The organism is Azospirillum agricola, from assembly GCF_020005195.1.
In the GTDB taxonomy this organism is placed as follows: domain Bacteria; phylum Pseudomonadota; class Alphaproteobacteria; order Azospirillales; family Azospirillaceae; genus Azospirillum; species Azospirillum agricola.
In genome coordinates this window covers 39,086-58,969 of the sequence record NZ_JAIFZR010000001.1, presented here as the reverse complement: position 1 = coordinate 58,969, position 19,884 = coordinate 39,086, and the positions used below count along the sequence as shown (strand labels likewise).

General features: G+C 67.0%; 13 protein-coding genes and 2 pseudogenes. 6 read left to right on the top strand and 9 right to left on the bottom strand.

The genetic code is table 11. The features are described from left to right. Window positions 1-73 precede the first annotated feature (73 nt). From JN22_RS00120 to JN22_RS00110, 3 genes are all read right to left on the bottom strand, one after another. Window positions 74-4,165: a beta strand repeat-containing protein gene (locus tag JN22_RS00120; RefSeq protein WP_085551987.1), complete on the bottom strand. Its 4,092-nt coding sequence runs from the start codon at window positions 4,163-4,165 to the stop codon at window positions 74-76. A gap of 205 nt (window positions 4,166-4,370) precedes the next feature. Further along, the gene (locus JN22_RS00115; RefSeq protein WP_223677493.1) at window positions 4,371-5,501 is read right to left on the bottom strand and encodes an abortive infection family protein; all 1,131 of its coding nucleotides are present in this window, start codon (window positions 5,499-5,501) and stop codon (window positions 4,371-4,373) included. A 162-nt stretch (window positions 5,502-5,663) separates the two neighbouring features. Next, window positions 5,664-6,602, bottom strand: coding sequence for a recombinase family protein (locus JN22_RS00110; RefSeq protein ID WP_085551986.1), 939 nt, complete (start codon window positions 6,600-6,602; stop codon window positions 5,664-5,666). Window positions 6,603-7,426: 824 nt separating this feature from the next. On the opposite strand from JN22_RS00110, the gene istA reads away from it, so the two are divergent. Together istA and istB are read left to right on the top strand one after the other, a co-directional pair. Next, window positions 7,427-8,947, top strand: a complete 1,521-nt coding sequence (istA, locus tag JN22_RS00105; RefSeq protein ID WP_085551985.1) for an IS21 family transposase — start codon at window positions 7,427-7,429, stop codon at window positions 8,945-8,947. Continuing rightward, window positions 8,934-9,665: an IS21-like element helper ATPase IstB gene (gene istB, locus JN22_RS00100; protein ID WP_085551984.1), complete on the top strand. Its 732-nt coding sequence runs from the start codon at window positions 8,934-8,936 to the stop codon at window positions 9,663-9,665. The genes istA and istB overlap by 14 nt, the downstream gene beginning before the upstream one ends. On the opposite strand, the gene cas7c is transcribed toward istB, so the two are convergent. The 4 genes and pseudogenes from cas7c to cas5c form a co-directional block, all read right to left on the bottom strand. Next, window positions 9,649-10,557: a type I-C CRISPR-associated protein Cas7/Csd2 gene (gene cas7c, locus JN22_RS00095; RefSeq protein ID WP_085551983.1), complete on the bottom strand. Its 909-nt coding sequence runs from the start codon at window positions 10,555-10,557 to the stop codon at window positions 9,649-9,651. The two genes, istB and cas7c, sit on opposite strands and share 17 nt — an antisense overlap. A gap of 4 nt (window positions 10,558-10,561) precedes the next feature. Further along, a pseudogene (locus JN22_RS34675) lies at window positions 10,562-11,083 on the bottom strand (type I-C CRISPR-associated protein Cas8c/Csd1); the annotation flags it as partial. Between the two features lie 73 nt (window positions 11,084-11,156). Further along, window positions 11,157-12,422 (bottom strand): annotated as a pseudogene (cas8c, locus tag JN22_RS35305) (type I-C CRISPR-associated protein Cas8c/Csd1); the annotation flags it as partial. Next, the gene (cas5c, locus tag JN22_RS00085; RefSeq protein WP_085551982.1) at window positions 12,419-13,081 is read right to left on the bottom strand and encodes a type I-C CRISPR-associated protein Cas5c; all 663 of its coding nucleotides are present in this window, start codon (window positions 13,079-13,081) and stop codon (window positions 12,419-12,421) included. The gene cas5c and the pseudogene cas8c, both read right to left, overlap by 4 nt. Before the next feature lie 627 nt (window positions 13,082-13,708). On the opposite strand from cas5c, the gene JN22_RS00080 reads away from it, so the two are divergent. The 3 genes from JN22_RS00080 to mmsB all read left to right on the top strand — a co-directional run bounded on the left by JN22_RS00080 (window position 13,709) and on the right by mmsB (window position 17,410). Then, window positions 13,709-15,208 carry a CoA-acylating methylmalonate-semialdehyde dehydrogenase gene (locus JN22_RS00080; protein WP_085551981.1) on the top strand — a complete coding sequence of 500 codons (1,500 nt, stop codon included), beginning with the start codon at window positions 13,709-13,711 and terminating at the stop codon, window positions 15,206-15,208. A gap of 103 nt (window positions 15,209-15,311) precedes the next feature. Next, window positions 15,312-16,457, top strand: a complete 1,146-nt coding sequence (locus tag JN22_RS00075; protein ID WP_085551980.1) for an acyl-CoA dehydrogenase family protein — start codon at window positions 15,312-15,314, stop codon at window positions 16,455-16,457. Further along, window positions 16,454-17,410 (top strand): 3-hydroxyisobutyrate dehydrogenase, encoded by a 957-nt coding sequence (gene mmsB / locus JN22_RS00070; RefSeq protein ID WP_396021873.1) that lies wholly within the window; start codon window positions 16,454-16,456, stop codon window positions 17,408-17,410. The genes JN22_RS00075 and mmsB overlap by 4 nt, the downstream gene beginning before the upstream one ends. A gap of 100 nt (window positions 17,411-17,510) precedes the next feature. On the opposite strand, the gene JN22_RS00065 is transcribed toward mmsB, so the two are convergent. After that, window positions 17,511-18,407: a LysR family transcriptional regulator gene (locus tag JN22_RS00065; RefSeq protein WP_085551978.1), complete on the bottom strand. Its 897-nt coding sequence runs from the start codon at window positions 18,405-18,407 to the stop codon at window positions 17,511-17,513. Window positions 18,408-18,639: 232 nt separating this feature from the next. Between JN22_RS00065 and JN22_RS00060 the strand changes: the two genes are divergently transcribed. Next, entirely contained in the window at window positions 18,640-19,134 is a 495-nt protein-coding gene (locus JN22_RS00060) for a hypothetical protein (protein WP_143268062.1), read from the top strand. Window positions 19,135-19,180: 46 nt separating this feature from the next. Here JN22_RS00060 and JN22_RS00055 read toward each other — a convergent pair whose 3' ends face one another. Then, on the bottom strand, window positions 19,181-19,879 hold the full coding sequence (locus JN22_RS00055; RefSeq protein WP_223677492.1) for a DUF3102 domain-containing protein: 699 nt from the start codon (window positions 19,877-19,879) through the stop codon (window positions 19,181-19,183). Window positions 19,880-19,884: the final 5 nt, after the last annotated feature.

Here is a 19,884-nt window from a genome sequence, read left to right as displayed (position 1 = left end):
CGGCTCTCGTAACGGTATGCTGCCCGGATGATGGAGAGGCGGGGAAGGCATTTTTGCCTCCCCCACCAGAGGTTCACACAGTCACAAACCAGGACGCCGACACCGCGGAGGCCTGAACACCAGCCAGGGTCAGAGCATCCGAGGTGCCGAAGACGATGCGCGCATCGCCGTTGATGTCGCTGGTCACGGTGTAGGTCCAGTCGCCCGCCACCCCGATCCGATCGCCCAGCAGGGCATCGAAATCGGTGATGAGGTCCTGGCCGTCGCCGGTGGCGAACACGAACAGATCGGCCCCCTCGCCACCGGTGAGAAGGTCGTCGCCCAGGCCGCCGGACAGCGTGTCGTTGCCGGACCAGCCCTCCAGGCTGTCGTTCCCCGATCCACCGATCAGGGCATTGTCCAGCGCGTTGCCGATCCCGAGACCGGCACCGCCTTGCAGCAGCAACCGCTCCACGTTGTCGCCCAGCGTGAAGACCGTCAACGTCGTCCGCACCTCGTCGATGCCGCCATCGGCCGTTTCGACCACCACGTCGCCAACGCTGTCGATCCGGTAGACATCATCGCCGAGGCCACCGATCAGCGTGTCGTTGCCGGCTCCGCCGTCAAGCGTGTCGGCCCCCGCCCCGCCTTGCAGCCGGTTGTCCAGCCCGTTGCCGTCCCCACTGAAGGAACCCAAACCGGTGTAGGTGAGGATCTCGACCCCATCGGTCAGGGTGTAGCCGGCCAAGGCGGTCCGGACCTCGTCGATGCCCTCGCCAAGCAGTTCGACGATCTGGTCGTCCAGGCTGTCGACGATGTACAGGTCATCGCCGAAACCGCCGACCAGAAGGTCACCTCCAGCACCGCCATCGAGCGTGTCCGACCCGAAACCGCCATTGAGCGTGTCGCTGCCGATGCCACCCACCAGCCGGTTGTCGAGGTCGTTGCCGGTTCCGGCGAAGGCGCCGGTTCCAGAGAAGGTCAGCGCCTCGACATTGACGGTCAGGCTGTAGGAGGACAGGCCGGTGCGCACCTCGTCCCAGCCTTCCCCGGCAAGCTCGATGACCTGCCCACCCGCGCCGTCAGCCAGATAGACATCATCGCCAAGCCCACCGGCCAGGCTGTCCGCGCCCAGTCCGCCAGCGAGGGTGTCGTTTCCAGCATCGCCGACCAACGTGTCGTCATCCGCCCCGCCCGTCAGGAGATTGTCCAGGCTGTTGCCGGTACCGCTGAACGAGCCGCCGCCTGTGTAGGTCAGCCGTTCGACGTTGGCGCCCAGCGCGTAGACCGACAGGCTGGTGCGCACCTCGTCCGTGCCTTGGCCGACCAGTTCCGTCACCACGTCGCCGGCATCATCGACGATGTAGACGTCGTTCCCCGCCCCGCCGGCCATGCTGTCCGCGCCCAGCCCGCCGTCGAGCACATTGGCGCCGCCGTTGCCGGTGAGAACGTTGCCCAGGTCATTGCCGGTGGCGTTGATCGCGCCCGAGCCGGTCAGCGTCAGATTCTCGACGTTGGCGCCGAGCATCCAGGACACCGAGGCGTTCACTGTATCGGTCCCTTCGTCGGCCAGTTCGACGACGCTGTCGCCGGCGTTGTCGACAACGTAAAGGTCGTTGCCCGTTCCACCGACCAGCGTGTCGGCCCCACCGCCGCCGTTGAGCGTGTCGTCACCGGCCAGCCCGCTCAGCACGTTGGCGGCGCCGTTGCCGGTGAGCAGGTTGTTGGCCGCGTTGCCGGTGCCGCCGATGGCGGCCGAGCCGGTCAGAGTGAGATTCTCGAAATCCGCCAGCAGCATGTGGGTGATCGAACTCTGCACGGTGTCGGTGCCTTCGCCGGGCAGTTCGACCAGCACATCGCCGATGTTGTCGATGACGTAGGTGTCGTTGCCCGTGCCACCGATCAGGGTGTCGGCTCCGGCTCCGCCGTTGAGCGTGTCGTTGCCGCCCAGGCCGGTCAGCACATTGTTGCCGGCCGTGCCGGTCAGGCTGTTGTTCAGTTCGTTGCCGGTGGCGTTGAGGGCGGAACCGGTCAGCACCAGCGCCTCGAGGTTGGCGCCCAGCGTGTAGTCGATGGCGCTGCGCACCGTGTCGCTGCCCTCGTCGGCCAACTCCACCACCACGTCACCGGTCTGGTCGACGATGTAGGTGTCGTTGCCCACCCCACCGACCAAGCTGTCGGCACCGCTGCCGCCGTCGAGCCAGTCGTTGCCGGCGGCTCCCGCCAGCGTGTCGGCGCCAGCCCCGCCGCGCAGGGTGTCGTTGCCGGCGCTGCCGGTGCCGGCGAAATTCCCCGGGCCGGTGTAGGTAAGCACCTCGACGTTGGCCGCGAGGGTAAAGGCGGACAGCGAGGTCCGAATCTCGTCGGTGCCTTCACCGGCGTTTTCGATGACGAGATCGGCCATGTCGTCGATCAGGTAGAGGTCGTTGCCGTCCCCACCGGTCAAGGTGTCGAGGCCGAGCCCGCCGGCCAGCGTGTCATTGCCCGCTCCACCCCGGATAGCGTTGGCGAGGGCGTTGCCGGTGCCGGCGAAGGGGCCGCTTCCTGTGTGGGTGAGGTTTTCGAGATTGTTCCCAAGCGTATAGGCGGCAAGACTGGTCCGGACCTCATCGGTGCCTTCGCCGGCCAGTTCGACCACCACATCGCCGACGTCATCCACGAGGTAGACATCGTTGCCGATGCCGCCGGTCAGGGTGTCGGCTCCAGCCCCGCCATCCAGCGTGTCGTTGCCGTCTCCATCCAAAAGGGTATCCCGGCCTGAGCCGGAAATCATGTGGTTGTCCAGTGAACTCCCGAAACCGCTGAAGTTCTCAGAGCCGGTGTATACTAAATTTTCCACATGATAGGCGCTAGATAGGGAATAGCTTGTAAGCGATGTTTTTACAGTGTCGCACCCTTGATTGTTGATTTCGAAGATATTGGTGTTTCGTGATGAGACGATATAGGTGTCGTCACCTTCGCCTCCCTCAAGATTTTGCGCGGGGTTGCTCAGGGCCACTTGGACGGCGCTGTAGGCGAAGCCGATGATGTCGGCTTGGCCGTCGCCGTTGACGTCGGCGATCGTGCGGGGATAGGCGTTCTGGCTGGTCCAACCGTTGCCGGCGCCGAAAGAGTTGGTGAGGACGATCTGATTGTTGGTGAAAGTCCCGTCTGCTTGCCCGTACGTGACGTAGACGGCGTTGTTCCCAAAGCCGATGATGTCGGCGCGGCCATCGCCGTTGATGTCGGCGACGGCGCGGGGGCCAAAGTCGTCCGACGTGAAGCCGCTGCTGTAGACATAGGCTCCAGATAGTGCGGTCATGGCCGGCGCGAATGTGCCGTCAGCCTGAGAGAGGGCCACCTGAATGGAGCTGTAGGCAAAGCCGATGATGTCGGCCCGACCGTCACCGTTGACATCAGCGACGGTGCGCGGAAAGACGTCTTGGTTTGTCCAGCCATTGCCGACACCGAAGTTGTTCGTGATGGCGATGTGATTGTTGGCAAAAGTCCCGTCGGCCTGTCCATAAGCGACGTAGACGGCGTTGTTGCCGAACCCGATCAGGTCGGCGCGGCCGTCCCCGTTCACATCGGCGACGGAGCGGGGGCTGAGATTGTCCGAGGTGAAACCGCTGCCGTAGACATAAGCTCCAGGCAAAGCGGTCATGGCCGGTGCGAAGGTGCCATCCGCCCGCGAAAGGGCCACCTGAACGGAACTGTAGGCAAAGCCGATGATATCGGCCCGGCCGTCGCCATTCACATCGGCAACAGTGCGCGGAAAGACATCTTGATTCGTCCAACTGTTACCAGCGCCGAAGTTGTTCGTAATGGCAATGTGATTGTTGGCAAAAGTCCCGTCGGCCTGTCCATAAGCGACGTAGACGGCGTTGTTGCCGAACCCGATCAGGTCGGCGCGGCCGTCCCCGTTCACGTCGGCGACGGAGCGGGGGCTGAGATTGTCCGACGTGAAGCCGCTGCTGTAAACATAGGCTCCGGGCAGCGCAACCATGGCCGGCGCGAACGTGCCATTGTGGCTGGCATCCACAGTTCCTGAAGAGCCAATCAGAGTGTCGTTGCCGGCACCTCCGATCAGTCGGTTGGCTCCTCCCCCTCCATCAAGCCAATCATCACCACCCAGACCGTAAATTGCATCATCCTCCAAGCTACCCAGGAGCGTGTCGTTTCCATTGGTACCGATTAACGCAGACATTGATCATCCCCCGGTAACAGGCTTTGTATTAATAATTCATTTTTAGATCACTTAGCACATGTTGTAAGCAACTAGAAGTAGATATCTCCAATGCCGAAGCGCTTGTGCTGCCAAAGAAAGGCATATTCTGAACCCACTTCCGCTTTTGGCGCATTGAGGCCGTTTGGAAGTGATCGGCTGGCGCACTACCATGAGGCATGGCGCGTCACAGCTTGGCCGCTTGGCGGGCCCGCCACGTCGATACCAGAAATGTCGCCACTGTCCCGGCGAGGTTCACCGCCAGCTCCGCATGCCGCGCCGCTGGACGGACCGCCTTGCGTCCGCGGCCGTGGGCGTCGCTCAGCTTGTTGCGGATGCTGGCCAAGCTGTTCACGACGTTCTGACAGTTGCCAAGGATTGTCTTGAACACCTCTTCGGTGTGCTGGTCCGGGGCAAGCTGGAGGTGCTCAGCGGCGGTCCGGTAGAGCTTCGGCAACTCGTCCCGATCGCTGTAGGTGCCGCCGGCCTCCTCGATGATATGCTTGCAGACGGTTTCCAGCAGTGTGCGGGCCAAGGTGATCGCCCCCTCCGGATGGGTTGCACGCCGCTGTAGCGCCCGGGTCCAGGCTTCATGCACGCTGGCCTCGTCGAAGGCGGCAAGCACTTCCGAAATGAGAGGGTCGGCCGGCGCCTCGGCGGAGCCGCCGATGGCTTTGATGGTGAACACCGGATAGCCCGACACGGAACCGGTTTCGGCCAGATGAAAGCCATCGCGCTGTAGGAGAGGATTCAAGATGGCGACCAGTCGGCGCTGTTCATCCTCCTCTCGGGTGCGTGGATGGATCAGAGCTTCCAGGAATCGGAAGAAGCGGCGCTGGGAGCCGCTGTAGGCACCGACCGCTTCCAGAGCGTCCTCATTGTCCATGTCCGCATTTCGGTGCATATGACGGTCAAGGTCGTCCTGTACGGTTTCGCCGTGATTGAGGCGGGATGGCAACCGGTCGATTGGCCAGACGTCCCGCAGAAACTCGTTCAACGGTATGTGACCCGACAGATCGAACGGGATGAGCGCCCGGCCGATCGCACGCCGAAGGAGGTCCGACATCAGCCGTTCGCTGGCTTCCTCCACCCGCGCCACCGCCTCTTCCAGCTCGAAGTTCGGCCCATCCTGCAAAAGCTGGTGCGCGACCTGAAGCAAACGGTCGCGCGACAGCCCGCTGATCCGCCCCTGCACATAGTTGCGTTTGCTGGCGAACGCCTTGTCGCGGTCGCCGGATGCAAGCCCCAACCCCTCACACACCGCCGGCAGGATGTTGGCGCTGGTCGGGTACAGGGCTTCGATGATGGCGCTGCGCAATGGAGCAAGCGGGGCGGAAGGAGGTGGCGGCATGTGGGACAGTCCAACCATGGGGGACGCACAAATCTTAAGCTCAAGCCTCGCTGCCAACAACGCCACGGTATCAGACTGCCACGACCGCATTGCGGCGAGGCCGGCAGACCAAGCGCGGTAAGAGGAGCATCAGGGTTTGTCATCGGCGAGGTCGAGCAAGCCCTGGTCGCGCGCTCGGTCAAGCAGGGCCTTGACGCTCGACGGCGCCCAGGTTCGAGCTCCGGTCTTGGTCGGGATGTTCTGACGCTCCAACTGGCGGCCGATGCGGGCGAGCGTCGGCTTCTCACCGTCGGCGGCGTTGTGGATGGTCGCGACCAGTTCGACCAGCCGCTTGTCCTGCGCCATCGCCTTCTTGGAACGGCGCGGCGCCGCCTTGAGCAGGCCGGGATCAGCGAGACCGTCGCCGACCAGGCGACGGACGGCTCGGATCAGCGCGTCCCGGGTCCAGGGCGCCGGGTTGTCGCCCGGGCGCTTCTTCACCGCGGTATTGAGCACATCGACGACGCGGTCCCAGGGGTGCGCCGGCCGCAGTCGCTCGACGATCGGGAGAAACTCCCCGGCCCCCTCGGCAACCCGCTCGCTGAGGCGGTCGTCCCGGGCGCGGGCCACCCGGCGCCGGGCGAGTGGGTCCTTGGCGATCAGTCCTGGGTTGCCCGGCTGCTTGCCGATCGCCTTGGCAGCCCGCACGCCGGCCTTCGTCCGCTCACGGATCAGGGAGCGCTCGAACTCGGCTACGGCGCCGAGGATCTGGAGGGTGAACTTCCCCTGAGGGCTGCCGGTGTCGATCGGGTCGCCGAGCGACTTGAAGGCCGCTCCCTTGCGCTCCAGGTCGTTGATCACAGCGAGCAGGTGGGCGAGGGAGCGCGCCAAGCGGTCGATGCGCACCACCACCAGCGTGTCGCCCTTGCGGAGCCGGTTCAGCACCGCCTTGAGTTGGGGGCGCTCGCGGTCGGCGCCCGACGCGTTCTCCCGGAAGATCTCGGTGCAGCCGAATCTCTTCAGGTCGAGGAACTGCGCCTCGGTCGACTGGTCCTCGGTGGAGACGCGTGCGTAGCCGATGAGGGCCATGGCCGACGGATTACTGTGATGCGAGGGCTCCCCGGCCAGAAAACGGAATTTCCATCCCAGCCGGCTGCGCCAGTATACCCCATTTTCAGGCCATTCGCTTTCTGATAACCGTCCGGTTGAATATCAGCGGAAAAATTTTGGCCGCCACGCTGGCCCCGATCCTCTCCGCAGGCAGCGAGACAAGACGCCAAACCGGATGGTCGGCTGGTAAGCGCCGGCCGAGACGGTCGGAAGCGCGCCCCCGTGCTGGGCAGGATTCGGGCGCCTGGAAGAAGCCGTTTTTTATCAGCGGGTTGAAGTGGATGCGGAGGGGCTTTGACCAGCTTTTTGCATGAACCTCTGACATTTTGCATGAACCGGTTTGCAAAGCCGAGGCATGGGAGGCCCCCAACCCCTCCGGATCCGGCTTTTCGCATCAACTGCCTGACAACGACACTCCAGCCAAGGAACCTTTTAGCCGTTTTGATATCATCTGGCTCTGACGCACCACAATCGCCGTAGACCACTGTCGGTTTCGATTATCGACTGGACTGAGACCCCGCGTGCGAGCCTTGGGCGGCGGACCCGGAACACTGGCTTGAAAGGAAAGATTTCAGCGGCAAGACAATTATGAGCCGCGATGGTTGGGCATAACATGTTGATTCTCCGATACGAACCCGGCTGCAAGCAGCGAAGATTCTCAGGAGGAAGCGACAACAGGCATCATCTTGTGCATCGGCCTGCAACACTGGGCCAGTTTCAGGGGTGATCGGCGTCCAATAACCAGCCACCCCTGATCTGGCAGACTACGACCCTGGGTTTGGACGACAGGGTGGCGGACAGGGATGTTGACGGTGGAGACGATCGCACGGATACGACGCGAGCACGCGAAGGGGAAAAGCATCCGGGCCATTGCCCGGTCGCTGAAGGTGTCGCGGGAGACGGTGACGAAATACCTGCGTTCGGGCGAGACGGCGCCGCGCTACGAACGCCAGCACCAGCCGCTTCCGAAGTTGGCCGGGTTCCAGGAGGAGCTGGAACGGCTGATCACGGAGAACGAGCGGCGGCCGGTGCGTGACCGGCTCGACTACCTGGGGCTCTTCGGACGGCTGAAGGATGCCGGGTTCCAGGGCGGCTACGACACGGTGCGGCGCTACATCAAGCGCTTCAAGCAGCGCCAGCCGCCGAGTGGGCCGGTGAACGCCTACGTTCCGCTCACCTTCGCCCCGGCCGAGGCGTACCAGTTCGACTGGGCGGAGGAGTGGATCATCCTGGACGGGGTGACAACCAAGGTGCAGGTGGCCCATGCCCGCCTGTGCCACAGCCGCATGCCGTTCGTGGCGGTCTACCCGCGCCAGACCCAGGAGATGGTGTTCGACGCCCACGCCCGTGCCGCGGCCTTCTACGGCGGCCTGTGCGAGCGCGGCATCTACGACAACATGAAGACGGCGGTGGACGCCGTATTTGTCGGCAAAGAGCGCCGCTTCAACCGCCGCTTCGCCCAGATGTGCTCGCATTACCTGGTCGAGCCGGTGGCCTGCACCCCGGCTTCGGGCTGGGAAAAGGGCCAGGTCGAGAACCAGGTCGGCACCTTGCGCCAGCGGCTGTTCACGCCGCGGCTGCGGGCCAAGACGCTGGAAGAGGTGAACGAACGCCTGCACGACGAGGTGATCGTCTGGGCCCAACAGACGTCGCATCCAGAGGATAAAAGCCGGACGGTGTGGGAGGTGTTCCAGGCGGAGCGGCCGGCGCTGATCACCGTGAGCGATCCTTTCGACGGCTTCCACGAGGCCACGCTCAGCGTCTCGAAAACCTGCCTGATCCACTTTGACCGCAACCGCTACAGCGTGGCCGCGGTCGCCGCCGGAAAGCCGGTGCAGGTCCGCGCCTACGCGACACGGATCGTGGTGTGGTTCAACGGGGCGATCGTCGCCGAGCACCCTCGAGCTTTCGGGCACGGCCACACGCGGTACAATCCGCTGCACTACCTTCCGGTTCTCGTCCGCAAGCCGGGGGCGCTGCGCAACGGGGCGCCGTTCCGGGACTGGGATTTGCCGCCAGCCCTGGCGACGGTGCGGACCCGCCTGGGCCGCGGCGACGACGCTGACCGGCAGTTCGTTGGCGTGCTCGCCGCCATCCTCACCGATGGCCTGGAGGCGGTGGAGGTCGCCTGCCGCGAGGCACTGGCGAGCGGTACGCACAGCCGGGACGTGATCCTGAACATCCTCGCCCGGCACCACGACGTCACACCGGCACCGGCCATGGCGGTGCCGACGGCGTTGACGCTGTCCATCGAGCCGGCCGCCGACTGCGGGCGCTACGACCGCCTGCGCGCGGTGCGGGAGGGCTGCCATGGAACGGCATGAGCTGATGGCGCTGATGGCCGAGCTCAGCTTGGCCGGCATGCGTGCCGCCTACGACGAGGTGATGGGCGACGGGCTGAAGCGGCAGCGCACCGTCCAGCAGATCCTGGGCGATCTGCTGGCCGCGGAGCGGGCGGAGAAGCAGGCGCGCTCGATCCGTTACCAGCTCGGCGCCGCCAAGCTGCCCCTGGCCAAGACGCTGGCCGAGTTCGACTTCACCGCCAGTCCCCTCAACGAGGGGCTGGTGCGCGACCTGCACGATGGCGGCTTTCTGGAAACCCAGCGCAACGCCGTGTTCATCGGGGGAACCGGGACCGGCAAGACGCACATGTGCATCGCCATCACGGCCAACTGCGTGCGCCGCGGCGCCCGTGCCCGGTTCTTCAACGTCATCGACCTGGTGAACCGGTTGGAGGCCGAAGCCCGAACCGGGCAGGCGGGCAAACTCGCTGACCAGTTGACCCGCGTTGATCTCGTGGTGCTGGACGAACTCGGCTACCTGCCGTTCTCACAGAGGGGCGGCCAACTGCTGTTCCACGCGCTCAGCCAGTTGTACTCGCGGACCTCGGTGTTGATCACCACCAACTTGAGCTTCGCTCAATGGCCGACGGTGTTCGCTGGCGACGCCAAGATGACCACCGCTTTGCTCGACCGGCTGACGCATCACTGCGACATCCTGGAAACCGGCAACGAGAGCTGGCGGTTCAAGAACCGCTCCTGATCCAAAGCCTTCCCTCCGTCCGTTGCCCAGGGGGCCCACAGGCCCCTCCCGTGGACTCCCTGGACAACAGGTTCTGCAACCGCAAGCGTGGCTGGAAATTGCAAGCCGATGCCGGCTGGAAATTGGAAGCCGATTGACAGCCCCCGCCTTGCGTGGCCGCCCGCCCGGGCGCGCCGCGCTCGGCCTGCTTGGCCGAGACGAAGCCATGAACCCGGTACAGCGCGTAGGGCACCCGGTGCTTGCGCCCCATCGTCCGGTTCTCCCGCCGCTCGTCCTCCTCCGCTCCCCTGCCACCCTCCTCCACAGCCGGGTCGGCGTCCGCGTCCAAGGCCGCGCCTCGCCCGTTGCCGGCCCGCCTTCCCCGGGCCTTCTTGCGGCGGCGCTCCTCCGGCTCCTCGGTGGCGGCCATGCGGGTGATCGTCAGCTCCTGCGGCACGATCGGCTCGAGCGACTGGGCGAAGGCCAGTTGCACCGGTCCCAACACCTGGCCGCAATTCACCCCGGTGCTCATCACCGCCCCGAAGGCGCGGACGTCGAAGAAATGGTCGCACATGAAGCGGCGCACCGCCGCCGCCTCGTCCTCGTCGCGCGGCGACAGCCGGGCGGCCGTCGCCACCATCGTCTCGCCGGGCCGCACCGCTTGGTAGGCGGTGCGGTGGGTCCGGTTGAGGATGCCACCGTCCTGTAGATAGATGCCGAAGCGTGGATCGTCGCCATGGAACAGGCTGACGTAGTTGCGGATCTTGCGCTTCAGGCAGACGTCGGTGACCAGCCCGTGGCTGGTGTCGGGATCGAGGCGCGGCTGGTTGCCGCTGTCCGGATCGCCGTTGGGGTTGCCGTTGGTCACGTCGAACAGCAGGACGAACTCGTGACGCTTGGCGATGACGGGCATGATGTCACTCCTCGGGCTCGGGAGCCGCGTCGGCGCCGTCCGGGTCGGGCTGGGACGCCGGGTCGGCAGCCTCCGGGGCGGGCTTGCGGGTGTGGCGCTGGTGGTGATAGCCGACGGCGAAGCGGCCTTGGCCGAGCGGCTGCAACTGACGCGGCAGGCTCATGTCCAACCCGCGCATGATCTCGTCGATCTCGCGCTCGAACCAGACGGCGAGGCGGCGGGTCCGGCGATCCCGGTGCAGCGCCGCCAGATGATGGGTGGTGGTGCGCAGCAGGCGGGGGAACACGCTGGCCGGGGTCGCCGAGGCGGCGCCGTAGTAGCGGTCGCGGACGCTGGCGTTGAGCCGCCCGAGGGCGGCGCGCTGCGCGTTCTCGAGGACGACGAACAGCCGTCCCAGCCGGTAGGCTTGGTCGGATTCCGTACGGTCGAGGCTCACGGGCACCCCCTGGGTCGGGTTGGTGGACGGATCGGCGGCACCGCGGCGGTGCAGGCGAGCCTCGCGCTGGAGGATCGCCTTGCACAGGGCGGCGCGCGGGCCGTCGGCCGGCTCGCAGGCGCTGGATCACCGCCGCCAGCAGGGCCCGCGGGTAGCGGTCGCCGGTGAGGATGGCCCGCATCAGCTCGCCGGCGAGCTGGGGCGGGATGGTCTCGGGCCGCCCCTGGCGCGCCAGGGGGTAGAGCATCGCCTCCGGTGCCGGTGGCCGTTTCCAGGCCGGCGGCTCGAGCCGCAGATCGTCCCAGTGGGCGGTCAGCCGCTCGAGCAGCGCCCCCGCCGTCAGCACCTGCCAGAAGCGCACCGACAGCCGGGGGCCGTTCGGCGCCAAGCCGAGAACATGCACACGGACGTCGGGCTCGACACCGAGCGCGGTGGCCCGGCCGGCGGACGGTGCGTCCAGCCAATCCCAGCTCCGGACAGGGTCGGGTCGGTCGCCCCCGTCACGCTGGCGACCGGGCGGACCGGTGGGGAGCAGCACGGCGGCGACCAGAGCCTCGACCCGGCGGGCCGCCGCCTCGCCGTGGACGGCGGCGTCGGCCCAGAACACCGTGGTGGTGTCGCCGATCCGCAGCCGGCAGCCGCTGCCCGGCGCCAGCAGGGCGTTGAGCGCCGCGCCATACTGGAAGGCGGCGGCCTCCGAGACCGGAGCGTTGTCGCCCTGCCGCTTGCCGTGCGAGGTGAAGGCGGCCTGATGGAAGGAGACCAGCGACGCCCCGGTTTCGCGGGCACCCCACACGCCCTTGATGGCGGGGTGCAGGCGGGCAACCGGCGCGGTGCGGCCGGTGACCAGACACACCGCGTCCGGCCGGTTGCCGTTGGCGGCGTGGGTTTCCCAGAGCGCCCGCGCCGCCGGCCGGTCGTGCAGGAAGCGGGGGTAGCCGTCGGCACCGGTGTCGCCGGCGAGGCGGAAGGCCAGGGTGCGGTCGAGCAACGCCGACGAAAACGGTGGCTCTGCGAAGCGCTCCGGGGTCCAGCGGCGCAGGAAGCGCAGCAGCGTCCGCAGGCCGGGGTCCTCGGTGCCGGCGAGAAGCCGCTCGTGCCAGGCGCGGAAGGCGTCGGCGCGGGCGGCGTAGGCCGCGGGCTCGCCACCCTCCGCGGAACGGCCGAGCCCGAGGACGTAACGGCTGTTGTCCCACAGGAAGAAGGGCGGCGGCCGGATCCCTGAGCGCTTGGTCGAGCGCGGCACCGTCAGCGCTTGGCCTCGGCCCGGCGCCTTGCCAAGCCGCAAGTCATCGCAGGCGACCGGTTCGCCGTCGGCGGCGAGCACGAGGCCGAAGGCGATGGTCTCGCGGCTGTAGCCGAAGGGGGCGACGTCGTGGCGGCGCTCCAGCCGGCCGTAGTGGGCGGTGAGGGCGGCGAGGACGCTCATGGCCGCACCGCCGCCGCGACGAAGGGCGGAACGTCGATGACGCCGTCGCGCAGGACGGCGTGGAAGAAGCGGGAGGCGCGGTCGGCGGCGTAGTCGATGTCGAGCAGCATCAGGCCGAGATCACGGTCGCGCTGGTCGTCGGGCAGCCGGTGCGCCGGCGGCGGGCCCTCCCACAGCGCGACGTCGGCGGGAAACTCGCGGGTGCCGAGACACGGGGTGCGGAAGCATTGGCCGCGGCGGGTGGCGATGGTGAGGGGCTCGTCCAGCCGGTCGCCGGCCGGAGCGTCGTCGGTCAGGATGAGATGGGCGGTGACCAGATAGTCGACCGGGACCAGGATGGCCGCGGCGCGGCGCTGGTGGTTGTCGGCGGCGACGCGCGACAGGGCGTGAAGGTCACCGGTGCGCATGGCGTGGCGCACGGTGGCGACCGGGACGCGATCACCGACCTCGTTGCGGCTGAGCGACTGGAAGCGGATGGGGTTGAGCACGTGGATGCGGTCGATCACCCAGCGCAGGCCGGGGCGCCAGTACACAGCGTCAAGAATGCCACGGGCCGCGGAGGGCGTGATCACCTCATAGGAGGCACGTTCGGTCTTGAACTCGGCTCGGGAAAAACAAGCGCGCGCGCCCGAGACACGCAGTGTGAGGCTGTAAGACATGAGGCTTCCTGCGACGACTGTTCGTCAACAGGATATTCAAATCTTGGTTCTAAGGAAGGGGAGTATTCGTAATAGGCTTCTGATAAAATTATCCAATATATTAGATAATTTTCTGAATTATTCCTCTCTTCTTGACCGATCGCTTTGCGCCTTTTGTGAGTCGGTGAAAGCCATTGTGTTCAAACGATATTTTGCGGCTTCGATGACAGGAGGGGCCGAAGGCTTCTTCTGCGAGAGGCCACAACAACACGTCAACCAAGTTTCGGATGGCGGGCGCTTGGAGGTGGACGCCTGGAGGTGGACGCCGATCGGGCGGTCGCCACAACACTCACAGTGCGGGAGATTTTACAAACCGATCCGCTTGGTAGGGGGGCGATTTCACAGCACTCCCACACTCTCCACTGGTCCCGGAGGCGTGCGGTTGTGGCGGACCATTTTATGGTTCCAAGGAGTGCAGGTTATGGGTGCTCTCGTAACACTTTATGGTTCCATCCAGAGAAAGAGAGAGCATTCCTGCACAACGGTTGCGCAAAGTTTCCAGTCGCCCCTTAATGTTGGTTTGGCGCACATGAAGGGCAACATCACACAACGCTGCGTCAGCAAACATTCCGTGGGAGGACAACGCCAATGACCACCGAACTCCATCACCTGATCGGCGGCAAGCTGGTTGCCGGCACGTCGGGCCGCTTCTCCGATGTCTTCTCCCCCATGACTGGCGAAGTTCGTGCCCGGGTTCCGCTGGCCAGCGTCGCCGAGATGCGCGGCGCCGTGGAGAACGCCAAGGCCGCCCAGCGCGGTTGGGCCGCGCAGAACCCGCAAAAGCGCGCCCGCGTGCTGATGCGTTTCCTCGATCTGGTCCAGCGCGACTATGACCAGCTGGCGCTGCTGCTGTCGCTGGAGCATGGCAAGACCATCGTCGACGCCCGTGGCGACATCCAGCGCGGCCTGGAAGTGGTCGAGTTCGCCTGCGGCATCCCGCATCTGCTGAAGGGCGAATACACCGAGGGCGCGGGCCCCGGCATCGACATCTACTCCATGCGCCAGCCGCTCGGCGTCGTCGCCGGCATCACGCCGTTCAACTTCCCGGCCATGATCCCGATGTGGAAGTTCGCCCCGGCCATCGCCTGCGGCAACGCCTTCATCCTCAAGCCGTCGGAGCGCACCCCCGGCGTGCCGGTCAAGCTGGCCGAGCTGATGCTGGAGGCCGGCCTGCCGGCGGGCGTGCTGAACGTCGTCCATGGCGACAAGGTGGCGGTGGACGCCATCCTCGACGACCCCGACATCAAGGCCATCGGCTTCGTCGGCTCGACCCCGATCGCCGAATACATCTACAACCGCGGCTGCGCCAACGGAAAGCGCGTGCAGTGCTTCGGCGGCGCCAAGAACCACGCGCTGGTCATGCCCGACGCCGACCTCGACCAGGCGACCGACGCGCTGATCGGCGCCGGCTATGGTGCCGCCGGCGAGCGCTGCATGGCGATCTCGGTCGTCGTCCCGGTCGGCAAGAAGACCGCCGACGCGCTGATGGAGCGTCTGATCCCGCGCGTCGAGAGCCTGAAGATCGGCCCCTCGACCGATGGCGCCGCCGATTTCGGCCCGCTGGTGACCCGCGAGCATCTGGAGAAGGTGAAGTCCTACGTCGAGATCGGCGTCAAGGAAGGCGCCACGCTGGCGGTCGACGGCCGCGACTTCAAGATGCAGGGCTACGAGAACGGCTACTACATGGGCGGCTGCCTGTTCGACAACGTCAAGCCGGACATGCGCATCTACAAGGAGGAGATCTTCGGTCCGGTCCTCTCCGTTGTCCGCGCCGACACCTATGAAGAGGCGCTGTCGCTGCCGAACGACCACGAGTACGGCAACGGCGTCGCCATCTTCACCCGCGACGGCGACGCCGCCCGCGACTTCGCCAGCCGCGTCGACGTCGGCATGGTCGGCATCAACGTGCCGATCCCGGTTCCGCTGGCCTACTACACCTTCGGCGGCTGGAAGCGCTCGGGCTTCGGCGACCTGAACCAGCACGGACCGGATTCGGTGCGCTTCTACACCAAGACCAAGACCGTCACCTCGCGCTGGCCATCGGGCATCAAGGAAGGCGCCAGCTTCGCCATCCCGACGATGGACTGACCATCGCTCTCGCGCGTCACGCCCTTTCCCGACGAATTGGTTTCCGGCGGGGGCGTGACGCGGTGGGAAGACGCAGCCGGTCTTGACTGTCCAGGGTGACGCGATGTCCTTCGAACTGTCCGACGATCAACTCGCCATCCGCGACATGGCGCTGTCCTTCGCCCGTGACGAACTGGCGCCCTTCGCCGTCGAATGGGATCAGAAAAAGCATTTTCCGGTCGACAAGCTCCGCGCCGCCGGCGACCTCGGCATGGGTGGCATCTATGTGGCGGAGGAGCATGGCGGCTCGGCCCTGTCGCGCTTCGACGCCGTCGTCATCTTCGAGGCGCTGAGCCAGGGCTGCCCGACCATCGCCTCCTACATCTCGATCCACAACATGGTGGCGGGGATGGTCGATGCCTTCGGCTCGGCGGAGCAGAAGACCCATTGGCTGCCGAAGCTCTGCCGGATGGAATGGCTCGCCAGCTACTGCCTGACCGAGGCCAACGCCGGCTCCGACGCGGCGGCGCTGCGAACGCGGGCGGTGCGCGACGGCGATTCCTATGTGCTGAACGGCGCCAAACAGTTCATCTCGGGAGCGGGAAGCTCCGACCTCTACCTCGTCATGGCCCGCACCGGCGAGGACGGCCCCGGCGGCATCAGCGCCTTCCTGGTGCCCCGGGACACGCCCGGCCTGTCCTTCGGCGCCAACGAGCACAAGATGGGCTGGAACGCCCAGCCGACCCGCGCCGTGATCCTGGAGGACGCCCGCATCCCGGCCTCCGCCCTGCTGGGGCAGGAGGGGATGGGCTTCAAGTTCGCCATGAAGGGGCTCGACGGCGGCCGCATCAACATCGCCGCCTGCTCGATCGGCGGCGCCCAGGCGGCGCTCGACGCGGCGCTGAGATACATGGGCGAGCGCAAGGCGTTCGGCCAGTCGCTCGACCGTTTCCAGGCGCTCCAGTTCCGCATCGCCGACATGGCGACCGAGCTGGAGGCGGCGCGCACCTTCGTCCACCGCGCGGCGGCGGCGCTCGACGCCAAGAGCAGGGACGCCACCCGTCTCTGCGCCATGGCCAAGCGCTTCGGCACCGACACCGGATTCGAGGTGGCCAACAGCGCGCTGCAACTCTTCGGCGGTTATGGCTACCTGTCCGACTATGGGGTCGAAAAGATCGTGCGCGACCTGCGGGTGCACCAGATCCTGGAGGGCACCAACGAGATCATGCGCCTGATCGTGTCGCGCAGCGAGATCGCCCGCCTGGGGTGACCGCCGGCCAAGCCGCAACAGCCAACAACCAAAAGCAACACACCGAGGGAGAAGCGCATATGGCCGTCATCGGTTTCATCGGTTTGGGGAACATGGGCGGCCCGATGGCCGCCAATCTGGTCAAGGCCGGGCACAGCGTGCGCGGGTTCGATCTCGTCCCGGCGGCGATCGAGGCCGCCCGCGAGGCCGGCGTGGCGATCGGCGCCTCCCCGGCCGACGTGGCGCGCGAGGCCGACATCGTCATCACCATGCTGCCCAGCGGCAAGCATGTGCTGGGTGTCTATGACGGCGCCGAGGGCATCGTCGCGGCGGCGCGGCCGGGCGCCCTGCTGATCGACAGCTCCACCATCGACGTGGATTCCGCGCGCAAGGCGCACGCCCTGGCGGCGGCCAAGGGGGCGGCCTCGCTCGACGCGCCGGTGTCGGGCGGCGTCGGCGGGGCGGCGGCCGGCACGCTGACTTTCATGGCCGGCGGCGAGGCGGACGCCTTCGAGCGCGCCCGCCCGGTGCTGGAGGCCATGGGCAAGAAGATCGTGCTGTGTGGCGGCGCCGGGGCCGGGCAGGCGGCGAAGATTTGCAACAACATGATCCTCGGCATCTCGATGATCGGCGTCTGCGAGGCCTTCGTGCTGGCGGAGAAGCTGGGGCTGTCGCACCAGTCGCTGTTCGACGTCGCCTCCACCGCGTCGGGCCAGTGCTGGTCGCTGACCAGCTATTGCCCGGTCCCCGGCCCGGTCCCGGCCAGCCCGGCCAACCGCGACTATCAGCCGGGCTTCGCGGCCGCGCTGATGCTGAAGGATCTGAAGCTTGCCCAGGAGGCCTCGCAGAGCGCCGGCGCCCCGACCCCGCTGGGGGCGGCCGCGACCCAGCTCTACGCCATGATGGCGGCGGCCGGCGAAGGCGGCGCCGACTTCTCCGGCATCATCCGCATGCTGCGCGGCGACAACGCCTGACCGTGCCCAGGGACGGACGGTGCCTGGACCGGGGGGAGGATTGCGTCCTCCCCCGCCCTCTTCCGTCCTCCCGCCCTTCCCACGCCTCTCCAGGCGCTCCTCACGACGGCAGGAACAGCCCCTGCTCCCGCCGCACGGTCTCGGCGATGAAGTCGGCGGCCACGGCGATGCGCGCCATCGACCGCATGTCCTCGTGGACGATCAGCCAGAAGGAGCGGGTGATCGTCACCTCCTCTTGCAGAACCGGCACCAGCGCCGGCTCCGATCGGGCGATGAAGGCCGGCAGCATGCACAGCCCCGCCCCGGCCAGCGTCGCCTTCATCTGCGCGACCAGACTGCTGCTCTTGATGCGCGGGGTGATCGTGCCGATGGCTTCGATGTAGTCCAGCTCCGGCGCGAAGATCAGATCGTCGATGTAGCCGATGAAGTCGTGGCTGGCCAAGGCCGCGCGATTGCCGATGGGCGGATGCGCGTCGAGGTAGTCGGCCGTCGCGTAGAGACCCAGCCGGTAGTCGGTGAGCTTGCGGGCGTAAAGCCGCCCTTCCTGCGGGCAGGACAGGCTGATGGCGAGGTCGGCCTCGCGCTTCGACAGGCTGAAGACGCGCGGCATGGCGACAAGCTGCACCTCCAGATCCGGATGGCGGTCGCACAGGCCGCCGATGCGCGGCGCCAGGAAGCAGCTGCCGAACCCCTCCGGCGCTCCGATCCGCACCGGGCCGGACAGGGAGGAATCCCCATCGGCGACCATGCTCTGCGCCAGGAAGGCGGCGCTTTCCATCGCCTCGGCGGTGTCCTTCAGCCGTTCGCCCTGGGTGGTCAGGGTAAAGCCGCTGGGACGGCGTTCGAACAGCGTCACCCGCAACGCCTCCTCCAGCGCGGTGATGCGGCGGCTGACCGTGCTGTGATCGGCCCGCAGGCGCTGCGCCGCCGTGGTCAGCGTGCCGGCGCGGGCCACCGCCAAGAAGTAGCGCAGATCGTTCCAGTTGAAGTCGGCCATCGTCGCTGCTGCGTCACGGAATCCGGGGCGGAGGGGGCCGAACTGTCCCATCAACCCGCGCGCAAGACAAGTGCGGCACGATCGCCCGTCGCACCGCCGCCACGGACCTCCCCTCCCCTGCCGCCCCCGCCGGGTTACCACGATTCCGATGCCGCGCTCCCATTTCGCACGGACGAAAGAAGCGTGGCGGGCGTTTATCTCTGGTGATCGGGACCGGCGACGAACGGGGAGCGTGATGGCGCGGCGCGGCTGGCTCTGGGTGGTGATCGCGGCGGTGGGAATCGGCGCGGCGGGGACCGGCATGGGCAAGGCCCATGCCGCCGTCGATTGCTGGCTGCTCGATGGCGACCGGAAGGAGCAGGCGGCCGACAACGGCCTGTGCGGCGACGCCTTTTCCCGCAACAGCAAGCCCGGCGAGCCGCCGACCCTCGGGCCGACCGCCAGCCTGCCGGAAGCGCCGCCCCCGCCTCCACCCACGATGGTGACGCCGTCGCGGAAACCGGTTCCCAAGGCGGCATCGGTCCGCTCCCGCCCTCACGCCGGCGGTCCGCACGCATCACGCCGGATTCCGGTCCAGACCGCTCAGGTCCGCTCCGGCGGCGATTTCTTCGACAACCTCCAGCGGGATTTCGGGAAGCTGGTCGACCTGCTGGGCGGCGACGCCTCACAGGGCACCCGGCGGGCGGGCGGCGACGGCTCCAGCTATCCGTCCCATTCCGGACGCTGACGCGGACGCGGACGCGCCGGGCGGGCGGGTGCCGGGCGGGCGGAGATCAGGAGGCGGCCCCGACATCCTCCGCTTCGACGTCGATGGTGATTCCGCCCGTCGGCTTGTCCGGATCGACGCCATGGTCACGCAGAAGCTCCGCGCGGATCTCGGCAAGCCGCGCCATGTGGCGGGCGTATTCGGCCAGCAGCTGCTTGCGGCGGTCGGGCGTGCTTTCCGGCTTCGGCGCGCGCAGGGACTGCTTGAAGTCGATCAGCTGCCGCCGCGTGACGTCCGGGCGGATGAGGCCGACCGCCTTGGCCCGCTCCAGCTCGTCCGGCTTCATCGTCACGATCTGGTAGGCGACGCTTTCGGCCCCCGGCAGCATCTCCATCGTCAGCCGGCCGGTGTCGATGGCGTCGGCGACCGCACGGAAGCGGAAGGCGGTCTCCACCGAGAAGGGCATGTCGCTCTCGATCATCGCCTCGAACTCGCCGTGGGGAAGGGTTTCCTTGGCACGGTTCAGATAACGGCCGATCGACAGGAACTCCTTCCGGCTGCGGTTCCAGTGATAGCGGATCTCCTGCGTGAACTCCTGCCGGGTGCGGCAGGGAACGATGGCGTCGCTGATGTCGGCGGCGCGGCGGTCGGCCTTCGATGCGGGCAGCGCCGCCGGCGCCGCGGGGACGGCCGGGCTTCCGCCGGGCGCGGGCGCCGCCCTGCCCTGCTCCGCCGCTTTCTTCATGAAGGACTTGACGTTCACCATTTCTC